The 23484-nt window shown below is 29.9% G+C and carries 28 protein-coding genes and 1 tRNA gene; 17 read left to right on the forward strand and 12 right to left on the reverse strand.

What is annotated here, in order from left to right; genetic code table 11:
- Positions 1-5 precede the first annotated feature (5 nt).
- From hisA to ACTT9C_RS02225, 5 genes are read left to right on the forward strand one after another with little or no spacing between them, the layout of a single operon-like run.
- Entirely contained in the window at positions 6-722 is a 717-nt protein-coding gene (hisA, locus tag ACTT9C_RS02205; RefSeq protein WP_440922875.1) for a 1-(5-phosphoribosyl)-5-[(5-phosphoribosylamino)methylideneamino]imidazole-4-carboxamide isomerase, read from the forward strand.
- Positions 715-1470, forward strand: coding sequence for an imidazole glycerol phosphate synthase subunit HisF (hisF, locus tag ACTT9C_RS02210; protein WP_440922876.1), 756 nt, complete (start codon positions 715-717; stop codon positions 1468-1470). The genes hisA and hisF overlap by 8 nt, the downstream gene beginning before the upstream one ends.
- Before the next feature lies 1 nt (position 1471).
- The gene (hisE, locus tag ACTT9C_RS02215; protein WP_440922877.1) at positions 1472-1744 is read left to right on the forward strand and encodes a phosphoribosyl-ATP diphosphatase; all 273 of its coding nucleotides are present in this window, start codon (positions 1472-1474) and stop codon (positions 1742-1744) included.
- Positions 1741-2106 carry a histidine triad nucleotide-binding protein gene (locus ACTT9C_RS02220; RefSeq protein ID WP_440922878.1) on the forward strand — a complete coding sequence of 122 codons (366 nt, stop codon included), beginning with the start codon at positions 1741-1743 and terminating at the stop codon, positions 2104-2106. Before hisE ends, ACTT9C_RS02220 begins: the two co-directional genes overlap by 4 nt.
- Positions 2103-2606 (forward strand): GNAT family N-acetyltransferase, encoded by a 504-nt coding sequence (locus tag ACTT9C_RS02225; RefSeq protein ID WP_440922879.1) that lies wholly within the window; start codon positions 2103-2105, stop codon positions 2604-2606. Before ACTT9C_RS02220 ends, ACTT9C_RS02225 begins: the two co-directional genes overlap by 4 nt.
- On the opposite strand, the gene ACTT9C_RS02230 is transcribed toward ACTT9C_RS02225, so the two are convergent.
- Positions 2603-3151, reverse strand: coding sequence for a LolA family protein (locus tag ACTT9C_RS02230; RefSeq protein ID WP_440922880.1), 549 nt, complete (start codon positions 3149-3151; stop codon positions 2603-2605). The genes ACTT9C_RS02225 and ACTT9C_RS02230 overlap by 4 nt on opposite strands.
- Positions 3151-5238, reverse strand: a complete 2088-nt coding sequence (locus ACTT9C_RS02235; protein ID WP_440923117.1) for a DNA translocase FtsK — start codon at positions 5236-5238, stop codon at positions 3151-3153. Before ACTT9C_RS02235 ends, ACTT9C_RS02230 begins: the two co-directional genes overlap by 1 nt.
- Positions 5239-5301: 63 nt before the next feature.
- Between ACTT9C_RS02235 and ACTT9C_RS02240 the strand changes: the two genes are divergently transcribed.
- On the forward strand, positions 5302-6384 hold the full coding sequence (locus tag ACTT9C_RS02240) for an FAD-dependent monooxygenase (protein ID WP_440922881.1): 1083 nt from the start codon (positions 5302-5304) through the stop codon (positions 6382-6384).
- 1 nt (position 6385) lies between these two features.
- On the opposite strand, the gene ACTT9C_RS02245 is transcribed toward ACTT9C_RS02240, so the two are convergent.
- Entirely contained in the window at positions 6386-7027 is a 642-nt protein-coding gene (locus ACTT9C_RS02245) for an LON peptidase substrate-binding domain-containing protein (RefSeq protein WP_440922882.1), read from the reverse strand.
- Positions 7028-7080: 53 nt separating this feature from the next.
- Between ACTT9C_RS02245 and ACTT9C_RS02250 the strand changes: the two genes are divergently transcribed.
- From ACTT9C_RS02250 to ACTT9C_RS02260, 3 genes are all read left to right on the forward strand, one after another.
- A complete protein-coding gene (locus ACTT9C_RS02250) occupies positions 7081-7932 on the forward strand; it encodes a sulfotransferase domain-containing protein (protein WP_440922883.1) in 852 nt (283 codons plus the stop codon).
- A 50-nt stretch (positions 7933-7982) separates the two neighbouring features.
- A tRNA-Gly gene (locus tag ACTT9C_RS02255) sits at positions 7983-8057 on the forward strand.
- 7 nt (positions 8058-8064) lie between these two features.
- Positions 8065-8409, forward strand: coding sequence for a 4a-hydroxytetrahydrobiopterin dehydratase (locus tag ACTT9C_RS02260; protein ID WP_440922884.1), 345 nt, complete (start codon positions 8065-8067; stop codon positions 8407-8409).
- Here the strand turns inward: ACTT9C_RS02260 and purH are convergent.
- The 6 genes from purH to ACTT9C_RS02290 form a co-directional block, all read right to left on the reverse strand.
- Positions 8399-9934 carry a bifunctional phosphoribosylaminoimidazolecarboxamide formyltransferase/IMP cyclohydrolase gene (purH, locus tag ACTT9C_RS02265; protein WP_440922885.1) on the reverse strand — a complete coding sequence of 512 codons (1536 nt, stop codon included), beginning with the start codon at positions 9932-9934 and terminating at the stop codon, positions 8399-8401. The genes ACTT9C_RS02260 and purH overlap by 11 nt on opposite strands.
- Positions 9934-11559 (reverse strand): heparinase II/III family protein, encoded by a 1626-nt coding sequence (locus ACTT9C_RS02270; RefSeq protein ID WP_440922886.1) that lies wholly within the window; start codon positions 11557-11559, stop codon positions 9934-9936. Before ACTT9C_RS02270 ends, purH begins: the two co-directional genes overlap by 1 nt.
- A 1-nt stretch (position 11560) precedes the next feature.
- Positions 11561-12220 carry a ribulose-phosphate 3-epimerase gene (gene rpe, locus ACTT9C_RS02275; protein WP_440922887.1) on the reverse strand — a complete coding sequence of 220 codons (660 nt, stop codon included), beginning with the start codon at positions 12218-12220 and terminating at the stop codon, positions 11561-11563.
- A 40-nt stretch (positions 12221-12260) separates the two neighbouring features.
- Positions 12261-12605: a hypothetical protein gene (locus ACTT9C_RS02280; protein WP_085146653.1), complete on the reverse strand. Its 345-nt coding sequence runs from the start codon at positions 12603-12605 to the stop codon at positions 12261-12263.
- Positions 12606-12674: 69 nt separating this feature from the next.
- Entirely contained in the window at positions 12675-14489 is a 1815-nt protein-coding gene (locus tag ACTT9C_RS02285; RefSeq protein ID WP_440922888.1) for a sodium:solute symporter family protein, read from the reverse strand.
- On the reverse strand, positions 14489-14749 hold the full coding sequence (locus ACTT9C_RS02290; RefSeq protein ID WP_085146648.1) for a DUF4212 domain-containing protein: 261 nt from the start codon (positions 14747-14749) through the stop codon (positions 14489-14491). The genes ACTT9C_RS02285 and ACTT9C_RS02290 overlap by 1 nt, the downstream gene beginning before the upstream one ends.
- Positions 14750-14874: 125 nt before the next feature.
- Here ACTT9C_RS02290 and ACTT9C_RS02295 point away from each other — a divergent pair, with 125 nt between their 5' ends.
- Positions 14875-15498, forward strand: a complete 624-nt coding sequence (locus ACTT9C_RS02295) for an esterase (protein WP_440922889.1) — start codon at positions 14875-14877, stop codon at positions 15496-15498.
- On the opposite strand, the gene acs is transcribed toward ACTT9C_RS02295, so the two are convergent.
- The 3 genes from acs to tsaD are packed head-to-tail and all read right to left on the reverse strand — an operon-like array spanning position 15495 to position 19075.
- Positions 15495-17582 (reverse strand): acetate--CoA ligase, encoded by a 2088-nt coding sequence (gene acs, locus ACTT9C_RS02300; protein WP_440922890.1) that lies wholly within the window; start codon positions 17580-17582, stop codon positions 15495-15497. The genes ACTT9C_RS02295 and acs overlap by 4 nt on opposite strands.
- A gap of 6 nt (positions 17583-17588) precedes the next feature.
- Positions 17589-18002: an EVE domain-containing protein gene (locus ACTT9C_RS02305; RefSeq protein ID WP_440922891.1), complete on the reverse strand. Its 414-nt coding sequence runs from the start codon at positions 18000-18002 to the stop codon at positions 17589-17591.
- Entirely contained in the window at positions 18002-19075 is a 1074-nt protein-coding gene (gene tsaD, locus ACTT9C_RS02310) for a tRNA (adenosine(37)-N6)-threonylcarbamoyltransferase complex transferase subunit TsaD (RefSeq protein WP_440922892.1), read from the reverse strand. Before tsaD ends, ACTT9C_RS02305 begins: the two co-directional genes overlap by 1 nt.
- Before the next feature lie 55 nt (positions 19076-19130).
- Here tsaD and hemC point away from each other — a divergent pair, with 55 nt between their 5' ends.
- The 7 genes from hemC to ACTT9C_RS02345 are packed head-to-tail and all read left to right on the forward strand — an operon-like array spanning position 19131 to position 23484.
- Positions 19131-20048: a hydroxymethylbilane synthase gene (gene hemC, locus ACTT9C_RS02315; RefSeq protein ID WP_440922893.1), complete on the forward strand. Its 918-nt coding sequence runs from the start codon at positions 19131-19133 to the stop codon at positions 20046-20048.
- 1 nt (position 20049) lies between these two features.
- Positions 20050-20748: a uroporphyrinogen-III synthase gene (locus tag ACTT9C_RS02320; protein ID WP_440922894.1), complete on the forward strand. Its 699-nt coding sequence runs from the start codon at positions 20050-20052 to the stop codon at positions 20746-20748.
- A 2-nt stretch (positions 20749-20750) separates the two neighbouring features.
- The gene (locus tag ACTT9C_RS02325) at positions 20751-21836 is read left to right on the forward strand and encodes a mechanosensitive ion channel family protein (RefSeq protein ID WP_440922895.1); all 1086 of its coding nucleotides are present in this window, start codon (positions 20751-20753) and stop codon (positions 21834-21836) included.
- On the forward strand, positions 21833-22123 hold the full coding sequence (locus tag ACTT9C_RS02330; protein ID WP_440922896.1) for a YggT family protein: 291 nt from the start codon (positions 21833-21835) through the stop codon (positions 22121-22123). The genes ACTT9C_RS02325 and ACTT9C_RS02330 overlap by 4 nt, the downstream gene beginning before the upstream one ends.
- Positions 22124-22128: 5 nt before the next feature.
- Positions 22129-22974, forward strand: a complete 846-nt coding sequence (locus ACTT9C_RS02335) for a bifunctional 5,10-methylenetetrahydrofolate dehydrogenase/5,10-methenyltetrahydrofolate cyclohydrolase (RefSeq protein ID WP_440922897.1) — start codon at positions 22129-22131, stop codon at positions 22972-22974.
- 36 nt (positions 22975-23010) lie between these two features.
- The gene (locus ACTT9C_RS02340; RefSeq protein WP_440922898.1) at positions 23011-23214 is read left to right on the forward strand and encodes a hypothetical protein; all 204 of its coding nucleotides are present in this window, start codon (positions 23011-23013) and stop codon (positions 23212-23214) included.
- Between the two features lie 3 nt (positions 23215-23217).
- Positions 23218-23484, forward strand: coding sequence for an SHOCT domain-containing protein (locus ACTT9C_RS02345; protein WP_440922899.1), 267 nt, complete (start codon positions 23218-23220; stop codon positions 23482-23484).

The following is a 23484-nucleotide window of genomic DNA, read 5'->3' on the forward strand; positions in this document are numbered from 1 at the left end:
AACTAGTGAAAATTTTTCCAGCAATAGATATTAAAGATAAAAAGTGCGTGAGGTTAATTAAAGGGGATTTTGATAACAAAACTGAGTATAAAATGTCCCCACTTGAGCAAGCTGCAAAATATAAAGATCATGGTTTTAAAAATTTGCACATAGTTGATTTAGATGGGGCTTTAATTGGTGAAACAGTAAATCTAGAAATTATTCAGGATATAGTTGGTAAATTTAATTTAAAGGTTGAAGTAGGTGGTGGTATTAGAAATTCTGATAGTATTCAAAAATATATAGATGCTGGTGTAGAGAAAGTAATTCTGGGAAGTGCTGCTATTAAAGACAAAAATTTCTTAAAAGAATCATGTGAAAAATTTCAAAATCATATTGCTTTAGGTTTAGATGCTAAAGAAGGGTATTTGTCAGTGTCTGGATGGAAAGAAAGCTCTAATCAATTAGCTTTAGATTATTTAAAAGAAATTAACGACTTTGGTGTTAGTAGATTAATTTATACTGATATTAACAGAGATGGTATGAAACAAAGTCCAAATTTCAATGAAACGATGAAAGTAGCTAAGATGTCAAATTGCCCCGTAATTGTATCAGGTGGTGTTTCATCAATAGATGATATTAAAAAAGCAAAGAATTTAGAAAATGTTGAGGGTATAATTGTTGGTAAAGCTATTTATGATGGTGATATAAAATTAGAGGAATTAGTAAAAGAAGATGCTTAAAAATAGAATAATACCTTGTTTAGATGTTAAAAATGGCCGAGTTGTTAAGGGTATAAACTTTGTTGATCTAAAAGATGCAGGAGACCCTGTGGAACAAGCCAAAATTTATAGCGAAGGTGGAGCAGATGAAATTTGTTTTTTAGATATTACTGCGTCCAATGAAAATAGAGATACTATTTATGATGTTGTGGAGAAAACTTCAAAAAAGTGTTTTGTGCCATTAACTGTAGGCGGTGGTGTTAGAAGTGTTGAAGATATTAACAAATTACTTAATTGTGGGGCTGATAAAGTTTCCATAAACACTGCAGCAGTTGAAAATCCAAAAGTTGTTATTGATAGTTCAAAAAAATTTGGGTCTCAGTGTATTGTAGTTGCAATCGATGCTAAAAAAAATGGAGATAAGTGGGAAGTGTTTACTCATGGAGGAAGAAATAATAGTGGTATTGATGCGTTGGAGTACGCTGAACAAATGGAAAAAAATGGTACAGGGGAGTTATTAGTAACTTCGATGGATAGAGATGGAACACAAGTAGGTTATGATATTGATCTCATGTCAAAAATTTCATCCAAAGTAAATATTCCAGTTATTGCATCTGGCGGGGTGGGTAATTTAGATCACCTAGTGGATGGAATTAAATTAGGAAAAGCTAGTGCAGTTTTAGCAGCTTCTATATTTCATTATGGAAAACACTCGATAAAAGAAGCCAAGGATTATTTGGACTCAAAAGGAATACCTGTTAGAATTTAATATGCTCAATACTTTAGAAAGCTTATTTAATCTTGCAAGAGAACGGAAAAAAACCCCAGTAGATGGTTCTTACACTAATAAATTACTTAGTGATAAATCCTTCAGTAAGGAAAAGATCCTAGAAGAAATTAATGAACTTATTGAGGCAGTAGAAAAAAATTCAAATAAAATTCATGAAGCAGCTGATGTTTTCTATCATTTAATAATGTATCTAGAGGCAAATGATGTGAAAATTGAGGATGTAATGGAAGAACTAAACAAAAGAAAAAAATGAGTTACGATGATAATAATATTTTTGCTAAAATTTTAAGGGGAGAAATTCCTTGTAAAAAGATTTTTGAGGATAAATATGTTTTGTCATTTCATGATATTAATCCACAAAAAAAAATTCATGCGTTAGTAATACCAAAAGGAAAATATACTGACCTTGATGATTTTAGTCAAAAAGCCTCTCCAGAGGAAATGGTGGGTTTACTAAAGGGTATAAATTTAGTTGCTAAAAAACTTGGTATATCAGTAGACGGCGGTAAAGGTTATCGTGCTTTAGCTAATATTTCTGAACATGGTGGCCAAGAAGTGCCTCATTTACATTTTCATTTGTTTGGGGGTGAAAAAGTTGGAAAGATGGTGGAGTGAGTATTAAAGTTGAGAGAAATTACCTGGAAATCAATTCTCTTAAAGATCTAAAAATATCAAAATTTTCTCCAGAAGACTGCATTATTAATTTGAGTGACCCAGCAGATTTTCAAATAAATAAGTTTTTTTATAAAAGTATCGGTAAAGAACATCGATGGACCGACCGGTTAGTTTGGACAGATAAGCAGTGGATTGCATATATTTCTGATCAAAAAGTAAAAACATATATCCTTAAAAAAGCCAATGATATTGCTGGTTATTTTGAACTAATTTTTCACCAGGAAAAAAAGGAGACAGAGATTGCTTATTTAGGTTTGCTTAAAGAATATCAAAATAAAAAATTAGGCTCATTTCTTTTAACATCAGCTATTAAAAATTCTTTTTTAGATACCACTAAGCGAGTGTGGGTACATACATGTTCTCTAGATCATGAACATGCTTTAAATAACTATATTTCGAGAGGCATGAGAGTTTTTAAAACCGAGTCTGTTTTGATTTAGTTTTGTTTAGGAAGAATAAATAAACTGTTATCTAATTTTTGGTTTTTTTTAACGGAAGCCAAGAAGGTGATACTAAGATTTTGATAGATATCGGTAGTTTGCCACCCTATTAGATTAAGAGTTTTATAATCAAAAAATATATTTACCTGAAAATCAGCTTCAGAAAATTTAAAATTTACAAATTTATTATCTAAAATTCTTTCATTCAAACCCTTGATTTTATTCACTAAAAAATTTTTATTTAGTATTAAATTTAGTGGTGTTCTTTCAAGCGGATAAAGATAATAACTATTTGTAGTTTTAATCACTATTGACTTTCCATTGGAAACTAAAATTTTATTGTTTTTTAAATTATATCTACAAAAAATTTTTTTAGGATATGACAATGCACAATAGCCATTTTCAGTTTTGCCGTTGACGTTTTGCTCAAAATTAAATGTTAAATTTTCTGTAGATTTTAAGTTTTGGACTATTTTTTCTTTGATAGATGCTGAGGCATCGACGATTGAAAAAAATAAAAATAAGATGATTAATTTATTTCTCATTAAAGAACATCACGTTTCCCAACATGATTAGCCTTACTCACAACTCCTTCTGCTTCCATCATATCAATGATTCTTGCTGCACGATTATATCCAATTTGAAGTTTCCTTTGTAAAAAAGATGTAGATGCTTTGCCCTCGGATTTAATTATTTCTAGCGCGGTTTGATAAAGTTCATCTTTATCATTAAGATTTTTTGAGCTATCTCCAATTTCCTTCTCATCAGCAAAATTTAAGATTTCATCAACATAATCTGGCTCTGCTTGAGATCTCAGAGAAGTATTAATTTTTTCGATTTCATTGTCAGATACAAATGGTGCATGTATTCTTACAATTCTATTAGCTGAGGACATATAAAGCATATCTCCCTTTCCTAATAATTGTTCAGCACCCTGTTCTCCTAAAATTGTTCTACTGTCTATTTTAGAAGTTACTTGGAAGGATATACGAGTGGGAAAATTTGCTTTTATAGTCCCCGTTATAACATCGACACTTGGTCTTTGAGTAGCCATGATAATGTGTATACCGGCAGCTCTGGCCATTTGTGATAATTTCTGAATATAATTTTCAATTTCCTTTCCAGCCACTAGCATCAAATCCGACATCTCATCAACCACGACAACTATGTATGGCATTGGAAGTTTGTGTTTGGAGTTATATCCATCAATATTTCTCACACCCTCCCTAGTCATTAATCTGTATCTACTTTCCATTTCTTTAACTACCCAACCTAAAACTGAAGCAGCTTTTTTAGCTTCAGTAATTACCGGACATAATAAATGAGGGACTCCTTCGTAAGTTGATAGTTCTAACATTTTAGGATCTATCAAAATAAATTTACATTTTTCCGGAGTGTGTCTAAAAAGAAGAGATAATATAATTGTATTTATACATACAGATTTTCCTGATCCAGTTGTCCCTGCAATCAGCAAGTGAGGCATTGATGATAAGTCTTCCACTATTGGATTACCAGAAATACTTTTACCTAATGCAATAGGTAATTTGATATCTTTTTTTTTAAAATCAGAGTTATTTAAAATTTCACTCAAATATACATTTTCTCTTGCAGTGTTTGGGAGTTCAATTCCAACTGTATTACTGCCTGGAATAGTAGAAATTCTTGCTGATTCAGAGCTTGTATTTCTGGCTATGTCATCTGAAAGATTAATTATCTTTGATACTTTTACTCCAGCTGCAGGTTCAAATTCGTTTAGTGTAACCACTGGGCCATGACTGATCTTCTTTATTTTTCCACTAACCCCAAAATCTAACAATATTTTTTCTAAAAATTCTGGATCAGAAAATTGATTTTTTTCAGAGTTATCCCTCTCTTTTTTTGAGGGAACTTTAAGTAAATCTAAAAGTGGTAACTTAAATTTTAATTTATCTCTTTTATTAATCTCTTCAGCTTTGATAAAAGGCAAGTCTTCTTGAATTAAGTTTTTAATTTCTTCCTGAGGAATATACTCATTAATTACCTCACTTTTATCTGTATAGTTCTTTTCTTTTTTATTTAAATATAACTTAATTTTTTTAAAAAAAATAAATACTTTTTTTAGACTAAAATTAATACTTAATAGGAATAGTACTGAAACTAATATGATTAAAAAATAGTATGATATAATCTCATTAAAATTAATTAGGTTCTTGAATATATTGTCACTTAGATAAGATCCAATAAAACCTCCATTACCATTGATAAATAAAGCAAAAGTGGTGTTATAAAAAAAACTTAAAAAAAGAGAACCAAATAGAAGGTATAATATTGAATAAAAAATATTCTCAATTATTAGAAAAAAATCTTTGTTTGAAAAAATATTTATACCTGTGAAAATTAGCGTAAATGAGAATAAAAAAGAGGTTAATCCGACAGATTGAAAAAAAAGGTCGGAAATATAACTCCCTCTAAAACCTAACCAATTTTTAATTTCCATATTTTCTGGAAATATAAAATTTGGATCTTCTGGAGAATAAGAAATTAAGGAAATAAATAGGAGTAAACCAGATATAGAGATTATAACACCAAATATTTCTGACAATCTTTTTATAATGAAAAGAAAAGCCGTATTAGTGATTTTTTTTATATCCATATTAACTGAATCAAATTTATCACTTTGTATCATCTAATTTTTCTTGTTAAAATTAAATTTATTATGAAAATTTGTATTATTGGAAATAGCTTGACTAGCTTAACTTTGGCGAAAGCATTAGTTAATAAAGAGATATTTGTTGATGTTTTTTGTAAAAATAAAAATATTGACCTAGATAAGTCTCGTACAATAGGAATTTCAAAGTCAAATATAAATTTCTTCAATAATAATATCTCAAAAATTAATAAAATTTTATGGCCAATTAAAAAGATTAAAATTTTTTCAGAAAATTCAGGGGATAATGAGTTAATTGAATTTGAGGAGCCAAATAACCATCTTTTTTCAATTATCAATAATTTTAGTCTGTATAATCAATTAAATTCTGAATTAAATAAAATCAAATACTTTAAAGTAAAATATGATATTCCATTTAAAAAATTAGACAATCTTGGTTACGACCTAATTATAAATTGTGATCCTAATCATTTAATTACCAAAAAATTTTTCTCAAAAAAATTTGAAAAAAAATATCATAGCTTTGCATTTACAACAATTATTGAGCATAAAAAATTAGCACTCAATAACACTGCAATCCAAATTTTTACAAAGAAAGGTCCTATAGCCTTTTTACCAATCTCAAATAATAAAACTTCAATTGTTTATTCTATGAGAATAAAAGATGGTGGACAGAATTCAGATATAGAGAAACTTATCAACAAGTTTAATCCAAATTTTGAAATTAGAAAAATTAATAAAATTTCAAAATTCAAATTGAAATCATTCAATTTAAGAAAATATTATAAATCAAATATATTAGCTTTTGGTGACTTATTGCATAAACTTCATCCATTGGCTGGACAAGGTTTTAACATGTCCTTAAGAGATATAAAAAAATTATTGGATGTGATTAATAAAAAGATAGAACTAGGATTAGCTCTGGATCAGAGTGTATGTAATGAATTTCAAAATAAAACAAAAACCAGAAATTTTGTTTTTTCTGAGGGAATAGATTTTATTTATGAGTATTTTAACTCTGAAAATAAAATTAAAAATAATTTGATAGACACCTCTATTAAATACATCGGAAAAAATAAATATATGAATGACTATTTTAAAAAAATTGCAGATGAAGGTTTACAGATTTAATCTATTGAAGTGTTGTGTTTTCAAATTCATCGTAAGTGTAAGTATTTAATATCTCTGCAATTTTAGTTTTTCTTGTATTTAAATTTTTAGCTTCAAGTAGGACTTGTTTTTCCTCTAAACTAAAAGGTGAGGTCATTGCAAGAGCATTTATTGTTTCATCTAAGCTTTGTTTTTCTAGTGCTCTCCAATTTATTATAAAACCTCTCTTTTCAAATAATGTTTTAAAATCTTTAAAGATTAGCTCTAAATCTGAAAATTTTAGATCCTCTTTTTTTTCATCTAAATCATGTAAAAAATTATCGTAATCTATTTCAACTTCTCTATATTTCTTACCTGAGTTGATTTCCTGCTTGATCTCAAACCTGATTACTCCTTTTAATTCAATAAGATATCTGCTGTCACTCGTTTCTTTAAAGCTGGTTATTTTACCCAAGCAACCGATTTTATGAAGCACAGGAAGTTTTGAATTATCAAAATTTTTCAAAGTTTTCGGTTGTACCATCCCTATAAATTTATTTGATTTCATGGTATCATTGACCATATCTACATATCTTGGCTCAAAAATATTTAAAGGCACTGTTGTTTTTGGAAAAATGATAAAATTACTCAGCGGGAAAATAGGTATTTTTTTTGGGAGATCCATAATTTTATTAACTATATAATATAAATTATATTAATTTTTAAAAGATTAAATAAATGATAATTTGGCTTTCATCTTACCCCAAAAATGGAAATACTTGGTTACGTGCGTTGATAAGTGCTTATTATTACTCTGATGATGGTCTTTTTTTAGGAGATAGAAACTTACAAAATATTCAACAATTTCCTGTTAAAAAAAGTCTCGAGGGCTTTAATTTTGATCCAAGTAAACCCGGTGAAAGCGCAAAATATTGGATTCCTGCTCAAGAAAAACTGAATGTTGATAAAAAATTAAGATTTTTGAAAACTCATAGTGCTTTAGTAAAATTAGGTCAAAACGATTTTACAAATAAAAAAAATACACTTGGTTGTATATATATTGTTCGTGATCCTAGAAATGTTCTAGACTCCATGTCTAGGCATTTCCAAATAGATCATGATAAAGCTTTGAGCGTGATGCAAGATGAAAAAAATTTTACTTATGACTTTAAGAAAATAAACGATTACAGTGACTATCAATTTATTAGTTCATGGGAAAAAAATTATCAATCGTGGAAAAATAATAGATTAATTCCAATAAAATTTTTAAGATATGAAGATTTATTAAAAGAAACTTTTTTTGTTTTTAAGGAAGTTGTGGAATTCATAGATATGTTAATTAATAATAAAAGTGGTTTTAATAGAGAGAAAGCCAAAAATGCAGTTAAAAGTACATCATTTGAAAATCTCAAGAAGATTGAGGAAAATAATGGATTTAGCGAATCTATTATTGCACGAAAGGATAAAAAAAAAATACCTTTTTTTCATTTAGGTCCGAAAAATGAGTGGCAAAAAAATTTTGATAATAAATTTATTGAAAAAATTAATAACATTTTCCAAAAAAATTTAGATGAATTGAATTATCTGTAATTAAAATTTCTTGAAATAAGAATTTACATTCTTTATATTGTTTGTGTTTTGCGGGCATAGCTCAGTGGTAGAGCGTCTCGTTGCCAACGAGAAGGTCGAGGGTTCGACCCCCTTTGCCCGCTCCATTAAACTATGAATGATTTATTAGAAAAAAAATGTGTTCCTTGTGAGGGAGGTGTTAAAGCTTTTGATATTTCTGAAATTCATAAATATCAAAAAAAAGTTGATGGCTGGGAGATTATTCAAAACGATAAAAAAGTTTATCTTTTAGAAAAAAAATTTGAATTTAAAAATTTTTTAGAAAGTCAAAAATTTGTTAATGAAGTTGGAAAAGTCTCTGAGGAAGAGGGGCATCATCCAGATATTATTTTTGGATGGGGTTATGCTAAGATTAATATCACAACTCATGCTATAGAAGGTTTATCTGAAAACGATTTTATATTAGCCGCTAAGATTGATAATATAACTAATGCCTAAAATGACGAGTTTTTGAAAAAACCAAAACAGTATTCGTTTCGTTTGCAAATTTTATAATTTCTTTATCTCTTATTGATCCAGCAGGCTGTACTATTGCACTAACTCCTGACTGAACTAATTTTTCTATTCCATCAACAAATGGGAAAAAAGCATCTGATGCAGCTACTATTTCATTTTTGATTTTTGAAAATTTATTCATTTTATTTATTGCAATCTCACAACTATCTAATCTACTAGGTTGTCCTGAACCAATGCCAATAGTGGATTTATTACTAGCAAGAACGATGGCATTTGATTTTGTGTATCGACAAACATTAAATGCAAACATTAAATTATCAAACTGTGATTTACTTGGTTGTCTTTTCGAAACAATTCTAAAATCTTTCTTTGAAATAACCTTTTTATCTTCTGATTGAATAAGTGTAAAATTATCTAAAGAGTTGAATTTCCATACTTCATTGAATGAAATTTTTGAGGAGTCTATCAGCCTAAGATTTTTTTTTGATTTTAATATTTTAAGAGCTTTCTTATCAAAACCATTGGCCACAACTACTTCAAGAAAAATTTTATTTAGCATTAATGCGAGTTTTTGAGTAACCTTATAGTTACACGAGATAATACCACCAAATGCACTCATTGGATCAGTCTCTAACGCAGATTTATAACTATCTAAATTATTTTTCAAAGCTGAGACACCACAAGGGTTTCCGTGTTTAACAATTACTGTACCAATGTTTTTTGGTAATGATTTTGAAATAGTAATTGCAGCCAAAATATCATCGTAATTATTATAACTCAAAGTTTTTCCATGTATTTGCGCTAATTTATTTTTTTTATTTTGAGAATAGAAAGCACCCAATTGGTGAGGATTTTCTCCATACCTAAGATTTTCTATTAAATTAGTGTAAAGAATTTTTCTTTTAGGGAAATTAATATTGTTAAATTTATTGAAATAATTTGAAATCACGGCATCATAATAGGCAGTTTCGCTAAAAGCTAACCTAGACATTTTTTCTCTAAATTTTAGAGATGTACTACCTTTATTTTTTTTTAACTCATTTATAAGTTCTGAATATTGATCGGTAGAAGTAATTACAGTCACATCAATATAATTTTTGGCAGCAGCTCTTACCATAGTTGGTCCACCAATATCAATATTTTCAATTATTTTTGAATGGTTTTTTGTTTGTTCAATCGTTTTTTCAAATGGATAGAAATTTACTATCACTAAATCAATATTCTCAAAACCATTTTTTTTAATATCACTCGAGTGAGATTTGTTATTCCTTTTGTTTAAAATTCCAGCATGTATTTTTGGGTGCAAAGTTTTGACTCTTCCATTAAGTATTTCCTTAAACCCTGTAAAATCTGAAATATCTAAACATTTGAACTTAAGTTTCTTAATTATTTTAAATGTTCCACCAGAACTAATTATTTTGATATTATTTCTCCTCAATTCTTGCAATAAAGGCTTAAGATTAGATTTATCAGATAATGATATTAAAGCTGATCTAATTTTTTTCATTATATTTTTTTAATTTCCCATTTAATGTTCTCTTCAATATTATTTAATATTCCTGAAACAAAAAAATTTTGGTTCTCAATATATGAATTTTTATTACCGAAGTATAATCCATTATCAATATTAATTTCATAATTATCACAAGTAAATTTCCAACCCTCATCCTCTAATTCTATTAAAATGGATTTATTATCTTGAGTTTTCATTAATTTAATATTTGGTTCTAAATGAAATCGAATATCAAACTTGAAATTATGATTATTTTTTTTTCTTATAATCTTATCATTTCCAACAAATTTCATTTGCTCAGGATAAAATTCAATATTTCTCTCATGAATTGATTTAAATTTTTTAAAATATCCATCATGAGCAGCGTTGATTTTCCAATAATTTTTCTCACACACAGAATTTTTTTGAGTGATTTTTAAACCTGTTTTTAAAATTAACTTATCTTTCTTTTTTGTAAATTTGCACGAGGAATTATCATCAATTATTAAAGTGCTGTGTGCAGCTGATGATTTTGATATTTCATTAAGATTTTGATTATTTTTTTTGTAATAACCACAATTGGTTATAAGTTTCTTTCCATTTGAAATTATTTCAAATGAAAGAGCACCCGACTGGTAATCCCTAGTATAGTTGGTATTTGGCGAAGATCCCGCATCCATTGCAAGGCAAATTTTTTTATTCTTTAAAATTATGTAACCACCGCAGTCTTTATTTTCATTTTTAAATTTATAACCAAGTCTTCTTAAGTAATGATCGAAATCTTGTTTATTAGAGTTATTATTACCATTAAACAAAAGATCTGCGTTTATATTTTGTCTTATGAAAGCATAACTTTGTCCAAAATAGTAAATATTTTCTTCTATGTATTCTGGAACCTCAATTTTAGATTCCTTAAACCACTCTCTTATAATTATAAAATATTTTAAAAAAAATATTAATTGTTTTATGTTTCGTGAGTTTGTAAAACCTTGGTTATCTATTGAGGAATTAGTAATTTTTTTTAGAAAATTTAAACCAATATCTACATAATTTTTCTCAATTTTGTAACATAATCCTGTCAAAATTATTGCAGAGCAACCAATTATTTTGTTCTCTAAATCTTTAGAGCTTTTTATTTCGTTTAATAAATGATTAGTTTGTTTTTGAATCATGTAATTAAACATTGACCGATATTCTTTGTCACTTTCGCTATAAGAAAGTTGGTGGTTAGATAACCATGAAATTATTCTTTTTGCAGTAATATTAAATTCCCAACTCTCTTTTTTAAATTTATTGTTTTTATTCATCCAATTTAAGATGACTGCTTGGACTGACTTTTTTGAAGATTTTAAATCTAGACTAAAAAACCAAAAAAAATTATTCAATTTTTCAAAATCTTTAGGTTTAATTTGGCTATTCCAAACTGTCTCTAGTTCAAAATCTTCAATCTTGTATTTCTTGTTTTGGTATTTGATTATTGATGAAAGTAAGTGAGGACTTGGTTTGTATATGAACTCATTATCAAAAGTTTTAGAAATTTTTTTTTCGTATAAACTTGAATTTTGATAAATACCCCTGATTTCTTTTTTTATTATTTCAGTAAAATCATTTAAAGTTTCAAAAAATCCATCTAACAGCATTCTACACTTCTTTAAGTGTTTCTATATTTTTTTTAATGTTTCCGTTGTTTTCTCTAAATATTGTAGTTCCTGATACAAGAATATTTGCGCCTGCGTTTATTACATCTTTCGAGTTTGAAAAATTTATTCCTCCATCTACTTCAATGTCGTACTCATAATTTTTATCATCTTTTATCTTTTTTAATAGTTCAATTTTTTTAATGACGTCAGGTATAAATTTCTGCCCTCCAAAACCCGGATAAACACTCATGACTAAAATCAAATCCACATTTTTTAATTCATTTTCAATTATGTTGATCTCGGTATTTGGATTTAGAGAAATACCAACTTTTTTTTTAAAACTTTTAATATGTTTAATCGATTCTGATAGATTATCAGTGGCTTCAGGATGTATAGTAATTATATCAGCTCCTGCATCTGCGAAATCTTTTATATATTTATGGACAGGTGAAATCATTAAGTGCACATCAAAGGTTAATTCTGAATGCTTTCTAAGATTTTTAATGACTGGAGGTCCAATAGTTAAATTTGGAACGAAGTGACCATCCATTACATCAACATGTATCATGTCTGCCCCTGCATCCTCGAGTCTCTTAATCTCATTTCCTAGTTGACTAAAGTCAGCAGATAATATTGAAGGGGAAATTTGTATTTTTTTCATAGATTATTAAATTAACTAGTACCAAATTTTAAAATCTAATTTAATTAAAAAATTGATAAATTTGTCTTGAAATCTCACTTTCTAACGGAAATGACAACATGCCCATCACCGAGTATCCTAAAACCCAAGGCATAAAGTAAAACCTTATCATAAAAAAAAACCAAGCAACGTAAAGAGGCACGATTGGTTGTATGATAAAAGACGGAGTTATAGGTTTAAATAAGTTGATCAAAGGATTAGTAAATTTAACAAAGACTCTCATAAAAAAAAATTGAGAATCTTCTCTTTGAAAAATATTCATTGCAACTCTTCCAATCAATGTCCACATGATTACTCCAAGAATATAGTCAATTATATATACTAAAGGATGAAAGTTAGCCGACATTGAGAAATTTATATTGGAAAAAGATCGAAATTAAAAGGGGCGAAATTAATCGCCCCTTAAAAAGATTATTTAGTGTTGTTTGCCAAGGATCGATTTACCAGCTGGTACACGAACCTCATCAACCATTTTCTGCGTTGCAGCGTTTGGTGCTTGAGTCATTAAACTCACTACAACCATTGCTACTAAGCTGACAGCTGAACCAAAGATACCAAACGTTAACTGAGTAATTCCTAAGAATCCACTTCCGCCTGTTCTTACCCAAACTAGGTAAGCAGCACCAGAAACTAATCCTAAGAACATACCAGCTATAGCACCTTCTTTGTTAGCTCTCTTCCACCATACACCAAGTACAAGTGGGAAGAATAGTCCTGACATCGCAAAGTCAAAAGCCCAGATTACTGAACCTAAGATACCTTGAATCTCAAGAGCTGCGATTGTTGCTCCTGCAAAACCAATTACTACAAGTAATACCCTTGCAACAACTAGTCTCTTCGCAGTCTCAGCTTTTGGATCGATGATCTTATAGTAAACATCGTGTGAGATTGCGTTTGCAATTGCTAAAATCAAACCATCAGCTGTTGACATGGCAGCGGCCATACCTCCAGCAGCAACCAGACCTGAGATTACATATGGTAATCCAGCTATTTCTGGAGTTGCTAACACAACGGCTTTACCACCCATGAAAAACTCATTTAACTCAAGAGTTCCATTTCCGTTAAAGTCGCTTACAAACATTAAGTTTGCTTGGTTCCAGTTTTGATACCAATCTATCGATTGAACTTCAGCTATTGATTTACCGATAATACCTGTTGGTAGTGACGGATCAATCAATGACAACTTAGATAGTGTCGCTAACATTGGAGCAGAAGAATAAAGTAGGAAAATAAAGAATAATGACCAACCTACTGATTTTCTAGCTGCTTTTACACTTGGAGTAGTAAAATATCTCATCATAACGTGAGGCAATGAAGCTGTTCCCATCATCATCGCTAACGCTAATGAAATAAATGCCCAAGGTGTTGCGTTCACCGCTGAGTGAGCTTTAGTTATTCCAGCCAAACCTTTTGGCACTTCTTTTAGATTTTCAGCTGAGTTTTTAACAAAACCAAACTGAGCCTCTAATTCAGCTATTCTAGAAACTTCATCAGCTAACATGAAGTGAGGGAAGAAACCCGCACCCATTTTGTTACTGATCCAGAATACTGGTAATAAGTAAGCTATGATTAGTACGATATATTGAGCTACCTGTGTCCAAGTTACCCCTCTCATACCACCAAGCATTGAACAAAGTAAGATACTTATAAGTCCAACGTATACAGCGTATTGGAATGGAATATCAAGTGCAACAGATGCAATTGTACCTGTGGCGTTAATTTGTGCAGTCACATAAGTAAATGAAGCAACAGTTAAAACTACTACCGCCATAAATCTACTTAAATTACCACCGTATCTTGTACCAATGAAATCTGGAACTGTGTAACAGCCAAATTTTCTTAGGTAAGGTGCTAATAATGATGCAACTAATACATATCCACCAGTCCAACCTACAAGTAATGCCATGTATCCGTAACCTTTAAAGTAAATACCACCTGCCATTGCAACGAATGATGCACCAGACATCCAGTCTGCTGCTGTCGCCATTCCGTTGAACACGGTTGGTACTTGTCTTCCAGCTACGTAATACGCATCAGCTTGAGCTGTACGTGATAGATAACCAATTATAGCATAGATGGCTACCGTGAAGGCAACGAAACAAATACCAATTGTTTTCGCTGTCATACCCATCTGCTCGGCAATTGACATAATGATTATGAAAGCTAAAAAACCACCTGTATAGATTCCATAAACTTTAGGTAAATTGTCTATAAAATTACCTTTTATCATTAGTCATCTCCTCTTTCACTGAAGCCGAACTCTTCATCAATTTTTTCTTGCCTGTTCGCAAACCAGAAAATTAGTAATACGAAAATTCCAAGAGAACCTTGACATGTGAACCAATAAGTTAACGGATAACCAAATGGTCCCGTAACTTCGTTCATTTCAGCCCCGAATAGGAAGATGCCAATTGAGAAAACAAACCAAATTGCTAACGTCATCATTAGCAAACCCTTGGATTTTTCCCAGTGTTGTTCTTGTTTTGACATTTATACCTCTCTCTTTTTAGTTATAACTGGCGAAAACCATAACCATTATGAAATAGATTTAAAGTGTTAAAATTGGTAAATTTGCTAGCCTTTTCAAGTTATAAGTGTCAAAAATAGGGCTTTTTATGGGAAAATACAAATTAACGTGGAGAGACTTAACTTGGCATGATTTTAAGACTTATCTTTTTGCTATGTTCAAAGCTTTCATCCCCAAGGGGAAAATTAGCAATTTGGATGAACTTGAAACGTTTATTCAAACAAAATCTGCCTGGGTGAGTCAGGTCACTCTTTACGGTTATCTTAAAACAAGAATGGGGACTAGATATGTTCTTCATTTTGAAAATGATAATTTTATGGACTCAGTAAATCTGGCAAAGTGGAATATTTATGCGGTTGCTCTTCAAGATCTTACATTGTTTACATTTTCAAAATTGAAAGCAAATTTTAATTACCAAGATACTGAGAAAGCAAAAGAAATTTTTTTAAAGATTTTAGATGATGAAACTTCAAATAAGATGCCAACTGATATTATAGAAAATGCAAAAAAAAGTTTTGATGAAAGAATACAAAATATTAATTGGGATGATCATCACAATGATTTACCATTTAATCCAAGTGCTTTATCTTTGTATAAGTGGGCACCAATTGCAGAAGATTTAAAAACTTTAGATCGCAAAATTGTTCTCAATTCAGTGATTTTAAAATGGGATGTTGTAAAAAAAGAATTTAATGAAAGAATAAAATTTTAGATATTTTTTCTATTTTCAACTAAGCTATCGACTACACCTGGATCCGCAAGAGTAGTAGTATCACCTAGTTGACCGTGTTCATTTGCTGCAATTTTTCTTAAAATTCTTCTCATAATTTTCCCAGATCTTGTTTTTGGAAGCCCAGGAGTAAAATGAATTAAATCTGGTGTAGCCAAAGGTCCTATTTGTTTTCTTACCCAAAGTTTTAGTTCTCTATCCAAATCGCCCGTCTCGTTTTCTCCAGCGTTTAAGGTAACATAACAGTACAACCCATTTCCTTTGATATCATGAGGATATCCAACTACTGCAGCTTCAGCTACTTTAGGATGTGCAACAAATGCACTTTCAATTTCAGCGGTACCAAGATTATGCCCAGAGACAATAATCACATCATCAACTCTACCAGTTATCCAATAGTAACCATCTTTGTCTCTTTTACATCCATCTCCGGTGAAATATTTTCCATCAAACTGTGAAAAATATGTATCAATAAATCTTTGATGATCACCATAAACTGTTCTCATTTGACCAGGCCAAGATTGAGCTATACAAAGTCTTCCTTCACCTTCACCTTTTATTTCTTTACCGTCTTTATTTACAAGCACCGGTTTAATTCCATAAAAAGGTTTTGTTGCTGATCCAGGTTTAAGCGGAATAGCTCCAGTTTGTGGCGCTATAAGAATTCCTCCCGTTTCTGTTTGCCACCATGTATCAACTATTGGACATTTTGAATTACCAACAGTTTTGTAATACCACATCCATGCTTCTGGATTTATAGGTTCTCCAACAGTTCCAAGTAATTTCAGAGATTTTCTAGTAGTTTTATTAACTGGGCCATCACCTTCTCTCATCAAGGCTCTAATAGCTGTTGGCGCTGTATAAAAGGTGTTCACTTTATACTTGTCTACAATTTGCCACCACCTTGAACTATCAGGGTAATTTGGAACACCTTCAAACATAATGGTTGTTGCACCATTAGCTAATGGTCCATAAATTATATAGCTATGACCAGTTACCCATCCAATATCTGCTGTGCACCAATAAATGTCATTTGGTTTATAATTGAAAATATATTGATGAGTCATAGAAGCATAAACCATATATCCTCCAGTGGTATGTAACACTCCTTTAGGCTTTCCGGTTGATCCTGATGTATAGAGAATAAACAAAGGATCCTCTGCATTCATTTCTTCAGCCTCACAATAATTTGGTACATCTTTAATTAGGTCGTGATACCAGACATCTCGATCTTGATCCCAATATACATAATTACCAGTTCTCTTTACTACAATACATTTTTTAATATCTGGACAATTAGATAAAGCTTCATCTGTCGTTGCTTTTAAAGGAATAGTTTTACCTCCTCTTACTCCCTCATCAGCAGTAATTATATATTCTGATTTACAATCATTCACTCTTCCTGAAATTGACTCTGCAGAGAAACCACCAAAAATTATTGAGTGGACGGCACCTATTCTTGCACAAGCTAACATCAGTATTGCTAATTCAGGTATCATCGTCAGATAGATAGTGACACGGTCACCTTTTTGTATTCCTAGTTTTTTTAGACCATTAGCAGCTTTTGAAACTTTTTGATGCAATTGTTTATAAGAAATTTTTTGAGTATCTTTAGGATCATCTCCCACCCATATAATTGCAGTTTTATCTTTTTTGTCTTTTAAATGACGATCAATACAGTTTGCAGATGCATTTAAAGTACCATCTTCAAACCATTTAATTCTTACTTCGTCCTTACTATACTTGACATCTTTAATTTTTTTGTAAGGTTTTATCCAAGTAATTCTCTTTCCTTCTTTTTTCCAAAACGAATTATTATTTTTAATAGAATCAGAATATTTTTTTTGATATTGGGCTTTATTTGCTAAACTTCTTTTTACCCATTCAGGTTTAGTTTTGATAACTTGATCATTAGAAGATTTTTTATCTATATTTATCTTTTTAGATCTTTTGGCAGGTGTTCTTTTAGCTTTTGAAGCTCTTTTTATTTTTCTTCTTTTTTTTGAAGATTTTTTTTTATTTCGCTTTTTGGCTTTTTTCTTTTTTGATTTCTTTTTTTTTGGCATATTTTTTTAATATTTACTCATTTTATTTAAAATCTTCCAGCTTTTAGAGTCAATAGGCATTACAGATAATCTACTTTGTTTAATTAAAGATAAATGGCTTAAATCCTTGTTTTTTTTAATTTGTTCTAAAGACACAGGATTATCAAGTCTTTTCAAAAACTTAACAGTCACTGCAACAAATCTTCCTGATTTGTCTGTTTTATCAATGTAATGTTCTTTCACAACTTCTACTATGCCAACAATTTCTTTTCCTATATTTGAGTGGTAAAAAAAACATTGATCACCCTTTTTCATAGTTTTTAAATTCTTAGCTGCTTGATAGTTTCTCACACCGTCCCAGGGTGCTCCTTTTTCACCAGCTTTTTTTTGTTGATCAATTGACCAAACGTCAGGCTCTGATTTAAGTAACCAGTATTGCATTATAATTTTACACCTGCTCCTTTTAAGAAACTAGCTTTTTCATCTAGCGGCCATCTGGGTTTTGCTGGATAATTCAAATCACTGAATTGATTTAATCTAAATTTTTCTAAGCCTACCATCCCTATCATTGCAGCATTGTCACCACAGAGTTCTAATGGAGGAAATATACTTTCATAATTTTTTTCTTTACATAAATTAATTAACATTGATCTAATTTTTTTGTTAGCTGCAACACCGCCAGCAACAACAAAAATTTTTTTTTTAAGATTATTTTGTTTCTCAAACTCTAAAAAAGCAATCTTTGTTTTCTTATACAGAATTTCTATAATTGTTTTTTGAAAAGAGGCTGCTAAATCAAACTTATCTTGTTCTGTTTTTATTTTTTTTGATATTTTTAAAATTGCTGTCTTCAAGCCTGCAAATGATAAGTTACAACCTCCTCTGTTAATAATTGGCTTTGGTAACTTATATCTTTCAGGATTTCCCTTATCAGCAAAAACTTCAATTTTGGGTCCACCGGGAAATTCTATTCCTAATAATTTTGCGGTTTTATCAAATGCCTCACCTAAAGCATCATCTATAGTAGTGCCCAATCTTTTATAATTTCCAAGTCCTTTAACATTTAAAAATTGTGAGTGTCCACCTGAAATTAATAAAAATAAATACGGGTAATTTAACGCCGAATTAATTTTTGGACTTAAAGCGTGGCCTTCTAAATGATTAACTGCAATAAATGGTTTTTTAATTAAATTAGCAAAAGTTTTACCAAAACTTAATCCAACTGATAAACAAACAACCAATCCTGGTCCAGCCGTTGCAGCAACTGCATCTATTTCGTCTATTTTTTTTCCACTTTCATCCAAAGCCTTTTGAACAATCCAATCAATTTTTTGTAAATGGGACCGTGCAGCAAGTTCAGGAACAACTCCACCAAATTCCTTATGCACCTCTGTTTGGCTAGAAATAATATTAGAGAGAATTATTGGTATTCCTTGCTCATTTTCTGAAATTAAAGATGCTGCAGTCTCATCACAGCTAGTTTCTATTCCTAGAATTAAAGGTTTTTTATTCATACAAATAGTTTTTAATAATTGTACAATCCCAATACAAGTAAGAAATGATTTTTTTATGAAAAAGAAAATAACAATTGGGTCTCGAGGAAGTAAGTTAGCATTATTATATGCACAAAAAGTAAAACAAAAAATTATTGAGGCAACCAACTTTACTGGTCAAGATATAAATATTGAAAAGATTTCTACCAAAGGTGATGAGATACTAGATACCAGATTATCCGATGTTGGTGGTAAAGGTTTGTTTTCAAGTAGTATCGAACAAGAACTTCAAAAAAATAATATTGATATAGCTGTGCATGCACTAAAAGACATGCCAGCTATTGAGACCAATGGTCTTTTAACAGATACATTTCTTGAAAGAACTGATGCTAGAGAAATCGCAATAGTTAATGGAAATAAAAAATTTAAAGATTTAAAACAGAATGCTGTTATTGGAACATCTTCTTATAGGAGACAATTTCAAATTAAAAAAATAAAGCCTGATGTTAACTGTAAACTTATAAGAGGGAATGTTGACACTAGAATAAAAAAATTAGCAGATGGTGAGTATGATGCGATAATTTTATCTTATGCTGGAGTAAAGTACCTTAAATTAGAAGATAAAATTTCAGATATTTTTTCTATTGAGGAAATAATTCCAAGTGCAGGACAAGGCATAATTGCTATACAGTGTAGAGAAAATGATAAAGATATGATTTCAATGTTAAAAAAGATCAATCATAAAGAAACTTATCAAAGAGCACATGCTGAAAGAAATATTTTAAAAATTTTAGAGGGAGATTGTGAAACAGCAGTAGGAATTCATTCTAAAATAGATGAAAACAAAATTACAGTGGAAGCTGAGCTCTTCTCATTAGATGGTTCACAAAGATTTTATGAAAAAAAATCTGATAAATTAGAAAATTTTAGAGAACTCGGAAATGAGATTGGTCAAATTTTAAAAACAAAATCGAATAATTCTTATAAAAGATAAAATGCATATTCTATTAACCAGACCTATAGAAGACTGTTCTGAAATGATCATCAAGTTCCAGTCTCTTGGTCATAAGGTTTCTCATTTGCCTTTATTATCAATTAAAAAAATTCTGCATGAAGAAATAGATCTTTCTGAATTTAGGGGTATCATTTTTACAAGCTCTAATGCTGTAAGATTTTTAAATTCAAACGGACTAGATAAAAATATAAAATGTTTTTGCGTAGGAAATGCAACCGAACAAGAGGCAAGAGGCCATGGTTTTTCCAATACAATTGCTGCAGAGGGAAACGTTCTAAATTTGAAAGAATTGATATTGCAGAATTTTGCTAAAACAGAGGGTAAATTAATTTATGTAAGTGGAGAAAACATATCAGTAGATCTTGATAATCAACTACAAAATGAGGGATATGAAGTTAAAAGACTGATAAACTATGAAACTATACATAATGAAAAATTTGATAATGATTTTATCAATAAGTTAAAACTTGATATGCCTGATATGGTTTACGTTTATTCACAAAATAGTGCATCAAGTCTTTTAAAGTTTATAAAATTTAATCAGCTAGAGAGTCTTTGGATGAGTACTAATTTGATGTGTATAGGTGAAAAAACATCAGCTAAATTAAATGAAATTAAGTGGAAAAAGATATTTCTTTTTAACCCTGGAGAAGAGGAATTTTTGTTATATAAAATTTAATTATGGAAATAATAAATAATTTTTCTGAAGTTTTTTTATCAGTCTGGAATAGAGGGATTCTAGGAGTAGATATTTTTCAAATATTAATTGGTATTGGAATATTTTTAATTTTTTTAATATTTAGAGGATTAATAAGTAAACTTATTATTAAAAAATTAGAGATAATTTCTAAAAGAACTACTAATAAATTAGATGATACTTTTGTGTCTGCATTGATTGGACCAGCAAGATTTTTACCAATTGTTTTGGGTTTTTTTATAGCAAGTTATTATATGACTTTTTCAATTGAAGGTAGAGAAGTTGTTGACACAATAAATAGAACTTTAATAACAATTTTAATCTTTTGGGTGATACATCAAATTATTGAACCTGTATCTTATATTTTAAGCGGACTTGATAAACTTTTAACAAGAGAGTTAATTGGATGGATCATTAAATCTTTAAAAATACTAATTTTTATTTTAGGTCTAGCTGCTGTACTAGAACTTTGGGGAATAAAGATAGGACCAATTATTGCTGGTCTTGGTTTATTTGGTGTTGCAGTAGCTTTAGGTGCTCAAGATTTATTTAAAAATTTGATTTCAGGTATTTTAGTTTTGGTTGAAAAAAGATTTAAAATTGGTGATTGGATATTAGTCGAGGGAATTATAGAGGGTATAGTTGAAAAAATTGGATTTAGATCAACAACAATAAGAAAATTTGATAAATCATTAGCGATTATTCCTAACTTTCAATTTGCTGAAAATGCAGTTGTAAATGTTAGTGAAACTTCAAATTGGTTAATAAGTTGGATTATTACTCTTCAATATGACACCACGGTTGATCAATTAAAAACGATAAGAAATGAAATTGAAGATCACATTCAAAAAAGCGAAGACTTTAATACAAGCATAGGAATTGCAGTAAGAGTTGACAAATTTTCTGATAGTTCGATTGATATGTATGTTCGTTGTTTTACTAAATCAGACAGTTGGAACGAGTGGTTATCAGTAAAAGAAAAATTAGCAATTGGTATCAAAAAGATTGTTGAAAAAAACAAAGCGTCTTTTGCATTCCCAAGTTCTTCTATTTATATAGAAAAAAAATGATAGCCATTTTTTATTTAGCTTTACAAATATTAAAGCTTTATTCCTACGTAGTAATAGCGAATGTAATTATAAGTTGGTTGGTTGCTTTTAATGTTTTAAATACACAAAATAGATTTGTTTATTCAATTTTAGAATTAACATATCGTTTAACAGATCCTATACTTAATAAAATAAGACGTTTTTTACCTAATTTAGGATCCTTAGATATCTCACCCATTATATTACTTCTATTGATTTGGTTTATAGAAATGTGTATGAAGCTCTACATCGCACCTTTAATTTTTTAAAACTTATGATTCTAATTGATGGAAAAAAAGCAGCAGCTGAATTAAGAGAAGAACTTAAACAAGAAGTTGCTGAATTAAAAAATAAGTACAATAAAGTGCCAGGTTTAACGGTGATTTTGATTGGAGATCTTACCCCTAGTCAAATATATGTAAGAAACAAAGAGAAATCAGCAAAAGAGGTTGGTTTAAAGTCTGATGTAATTAAATACCCAGACTCTGTAGAAGAAAAAGTTATTTTGGATAAGATTAATGATCTAAATAAAGATAAGAGCGTTTCAGGTATTTTAGTTCAGTTACCTTTGCCAAAACATATCGATAAACAAAAAATTATTGAAGCTATTCATCCATCAAAAGATGTTGATGGATTTCATCCTATGAATGTTGGTAATCTTTCTTCAGGTTACGAGAGTTCCGTGCCCTGTACTCCACTAGGCTGTTATTTATTAATTAAAAAAATTGAGCCAAACTTAAGTGGAAAAAAAGCAGTTGTAGTTGGAAGATCTAATCTAAATGGAAAACCAATGACACAACTTCTTTTAAAAGAAAATTGCACGGTAACAATTACCCATTCAAAAACAAAAGATCTCAAGGCTGAATGTTTAGAAGCAGATATTATTATAGCTGCTGTCGGTATCCCCGAACTTGTTAAAGGAGATTGGGTTAAAAAAGACACAATCGTAATTGATGTTGGAATTAACAAAACCGATAAAGGTATTGTTGGCGATGTTGCATTTGATGAAGTTTCAAAAAATGCTAAAGCATTAACACCAGTTCCAGGTGGAGTTGGACCAATGACAATCGCTTGTTTATTAAAAAATACTGTAGAGTGTTTCAAAAGATCGCAACTTTAAAGTTACAACCTATTAATTTTTTTGATATTTTGAGGTGTGAAGAAACCTAAATATCCATATAGAATTGCAATTGTATTCTTAATTTTAACAGTTCCTACCATTGGAGCGACCCAATTGGGCTGGTACTTATATGATCAACAAACAGGTTTTGATTATGGTATGATTGTTGGAACATTTTCAGTTATATATGCAGCTTGGCTAATGTATGAAAAAAATTGGAGAGAAGAGGATGATGATTAAGTAATGGAAAAATTAATTTTTTTTGGATTGGTAATTCCTATTTTATTCTTTGTTTTATACTTAGGGACGAGAGCTATCATGAGTGGTGTTAGTGCGAAACAAGCTAACCAAGCTAACAAAGATGAAAATGAAATAGATGAAAATAATGAGGAGTCAAACTCTGATAAATCTTTGAGTGACGAATTAGAAAAATTGAATGAACTTAGAGAAAGCGGTGTATTAACCCAAGAAGAGTTTGAAAAGGCAAAAAATAAATTATTAAATAATTAA

Source organism: Candidatus Pelagibacter sp., from assembly GCF_052049575.1.
Taxonomy (GTDB): Bacteria; Pseudomonadota; Alphaproteobacteria; order Pelagibacterales; family Pelagibacteraceae; genus Pelagibacter.

Coding starts and splice junctions, on each gene's coding strand:
- hisF (WP_440922876.1), top strand. CDS start 715: ATGCTTAAAAATAGAATAATACCTTGTTTAGATGTTAAAAATGGCCGA.
- hisE (WP_440922877.1), top strand. CDS start 1,472: ATGCTCAATACTTTAGAAAGCTTATTTAATCTTGCAAGAGAACGGAAA.
- ACTT9C_RS02220 (WP_440922878.1), top strand. CDS start 1,741: ATGAGTTACGATGATAATAATATTTTTGCTAAAATTTTAAGGGGAGAA.
- ACTT9C_RS02230 (WP_440922880.1), bottom strand. CDS start 3,151: ATGAGAAATAAATTAATCATCTTATTTTTATTTTTTTCAATCGTCGAT.
- ACTT9C_RS02235 (WP_440923117.1), bottom strand. CDS start 5,238: ATGGATATAAAAAAAATCACTAATACGGCTTTTCTTTTCATTATAAAA.
- ACTT9C_RS02240 (WP_440922881.1), top strand. CDS start 5,302: ATGAAAATTTGTATTATTGGAAATAGCTTGACTAGCTTAACTTTGGCG.
- ACTT9C_RS02245 (WP_440922882.1), bottom strand. CDS start 7,027: ATGGATCTCCCAAAAAAAATACCTATTTTCCCGCTGAGTAATTTTATC.
- ACTT9C_RS02250 (WP_440922883.1), top strand. CDS start 7,081: ATGATAATTTGGCTTTCATCTTACCCCAAAAATGGAAATACTTGGTTA.
- ACTT9C_RS02260 (WP_440922884.1), top strand. CDS start 8,065: ATGAATGATTTATTAGAAAAAAAATGTGTTCCTTGTGAGGGAGGTGTT.
- purH (WP_440922885.1), bottom strand. CDS start 9,934: ATGAAAAAAATTAGATCAGCTTTAATATCATTATCTGATAAATCTAAT.
- ACTT9C_RS02270 (WP_440922886.1), bottom strand. CDS start 11,559: ATGCTGTTAGATGGATTTTTTGAAACTTTAAATGATTTTACTGAAATA.
- rpe (WP_440922887.1), bottom strand. CDS start 12,220: ATGAAAAAAATACAAATTTCCCCTTCAATATTATCTGCTGACTTTAGT.
- ACTT9C_RS02280 (WP_085146653.1), bottom strand. CDS start 12,605: ATGTCGGCTAACTTTCATCCTTTAGTATATATAATTGACTATATTCTT.
- ACTT9C_RS02285 (WP_440922888.1), bottom strand. CDS start 14,489: ATGATAAAAGGTAATTTTATAGACAATTTACCTAAAGTTTATGGAATC.
- ACTT9C_RS02290 (WP_085146648.1), bottom strand. CDS start 14,749: ATGTCAAAACAAGAACAACACTGGGAAAAATCCAAGGGTTTGCTAATG.
- ACTT9C_RS02295 (WP_440922889.1), top strand. CDS start 14,875: ATGGGAAAATACAAATTAACGTGGAGAGACTTAACTTGGCATGATTTT.
- acs (WP_440922890.1), bottom strand. CDS start 17,582: ATGCCAAAAAAAAAGAAATCAAAAAAGAAAAAAGCCAAAAAGCGAAAT.
- ACTT9C_RS02305 (WP_440922891.1), bottom strand. CDS start 18,002: ATGCAATACTGGTTACTTAAATCAGAGCCTGACGTTTGGTCAATTGAT.
- tsaD (WP_440922892.1), bottom strand. CDS start 19,075: ATGAATAAAAAACCTTTAATTCTAGGAATAGAAACTAGCTGTGATGAG.
- hemC (WP_440922893.1), top strand. CDS start 19,131: ATGAAAAAGAAAATAACAATTGGGTCTCGAGGAAGTAAGTTAGCATTA.
- ACTT9C_RS02320 (WP_440922894.1), top strand. CDS start 20,050: ATGCATATTCTATTAACCAGACCTATAGAAGACTGTTCTGAAATGATC.
- ACTT9C_RS02325 (WP_440922895.1), top strand. CDS start 20,751: ATGGAAATAATAAATAATTTTTCTGAAGTTTTTTTATCAGTCTGGAAT.
- ACTT9C_RS02330 (WP_440922896.1), top strand. CDS start 21,833: ATGATAGCCATTTTTTATTTAGCTTTACAAATATTAAAGCTTTATTCC.
- ACTT9C_RS02335 (WP_440922897.1), top strand. CDS start 22,129: ATGATTCTAATTGATGGAAAAAAAGCAGCAGCTGAATTAAGAGAAGAA.
- ACTT9C_RS02345 (WP_440922899.1), top strand. CDS start 23,218: ATGGAAAAATTAATTTTTTTTGGATTGGTAATTCCTATTTTATTCTTT.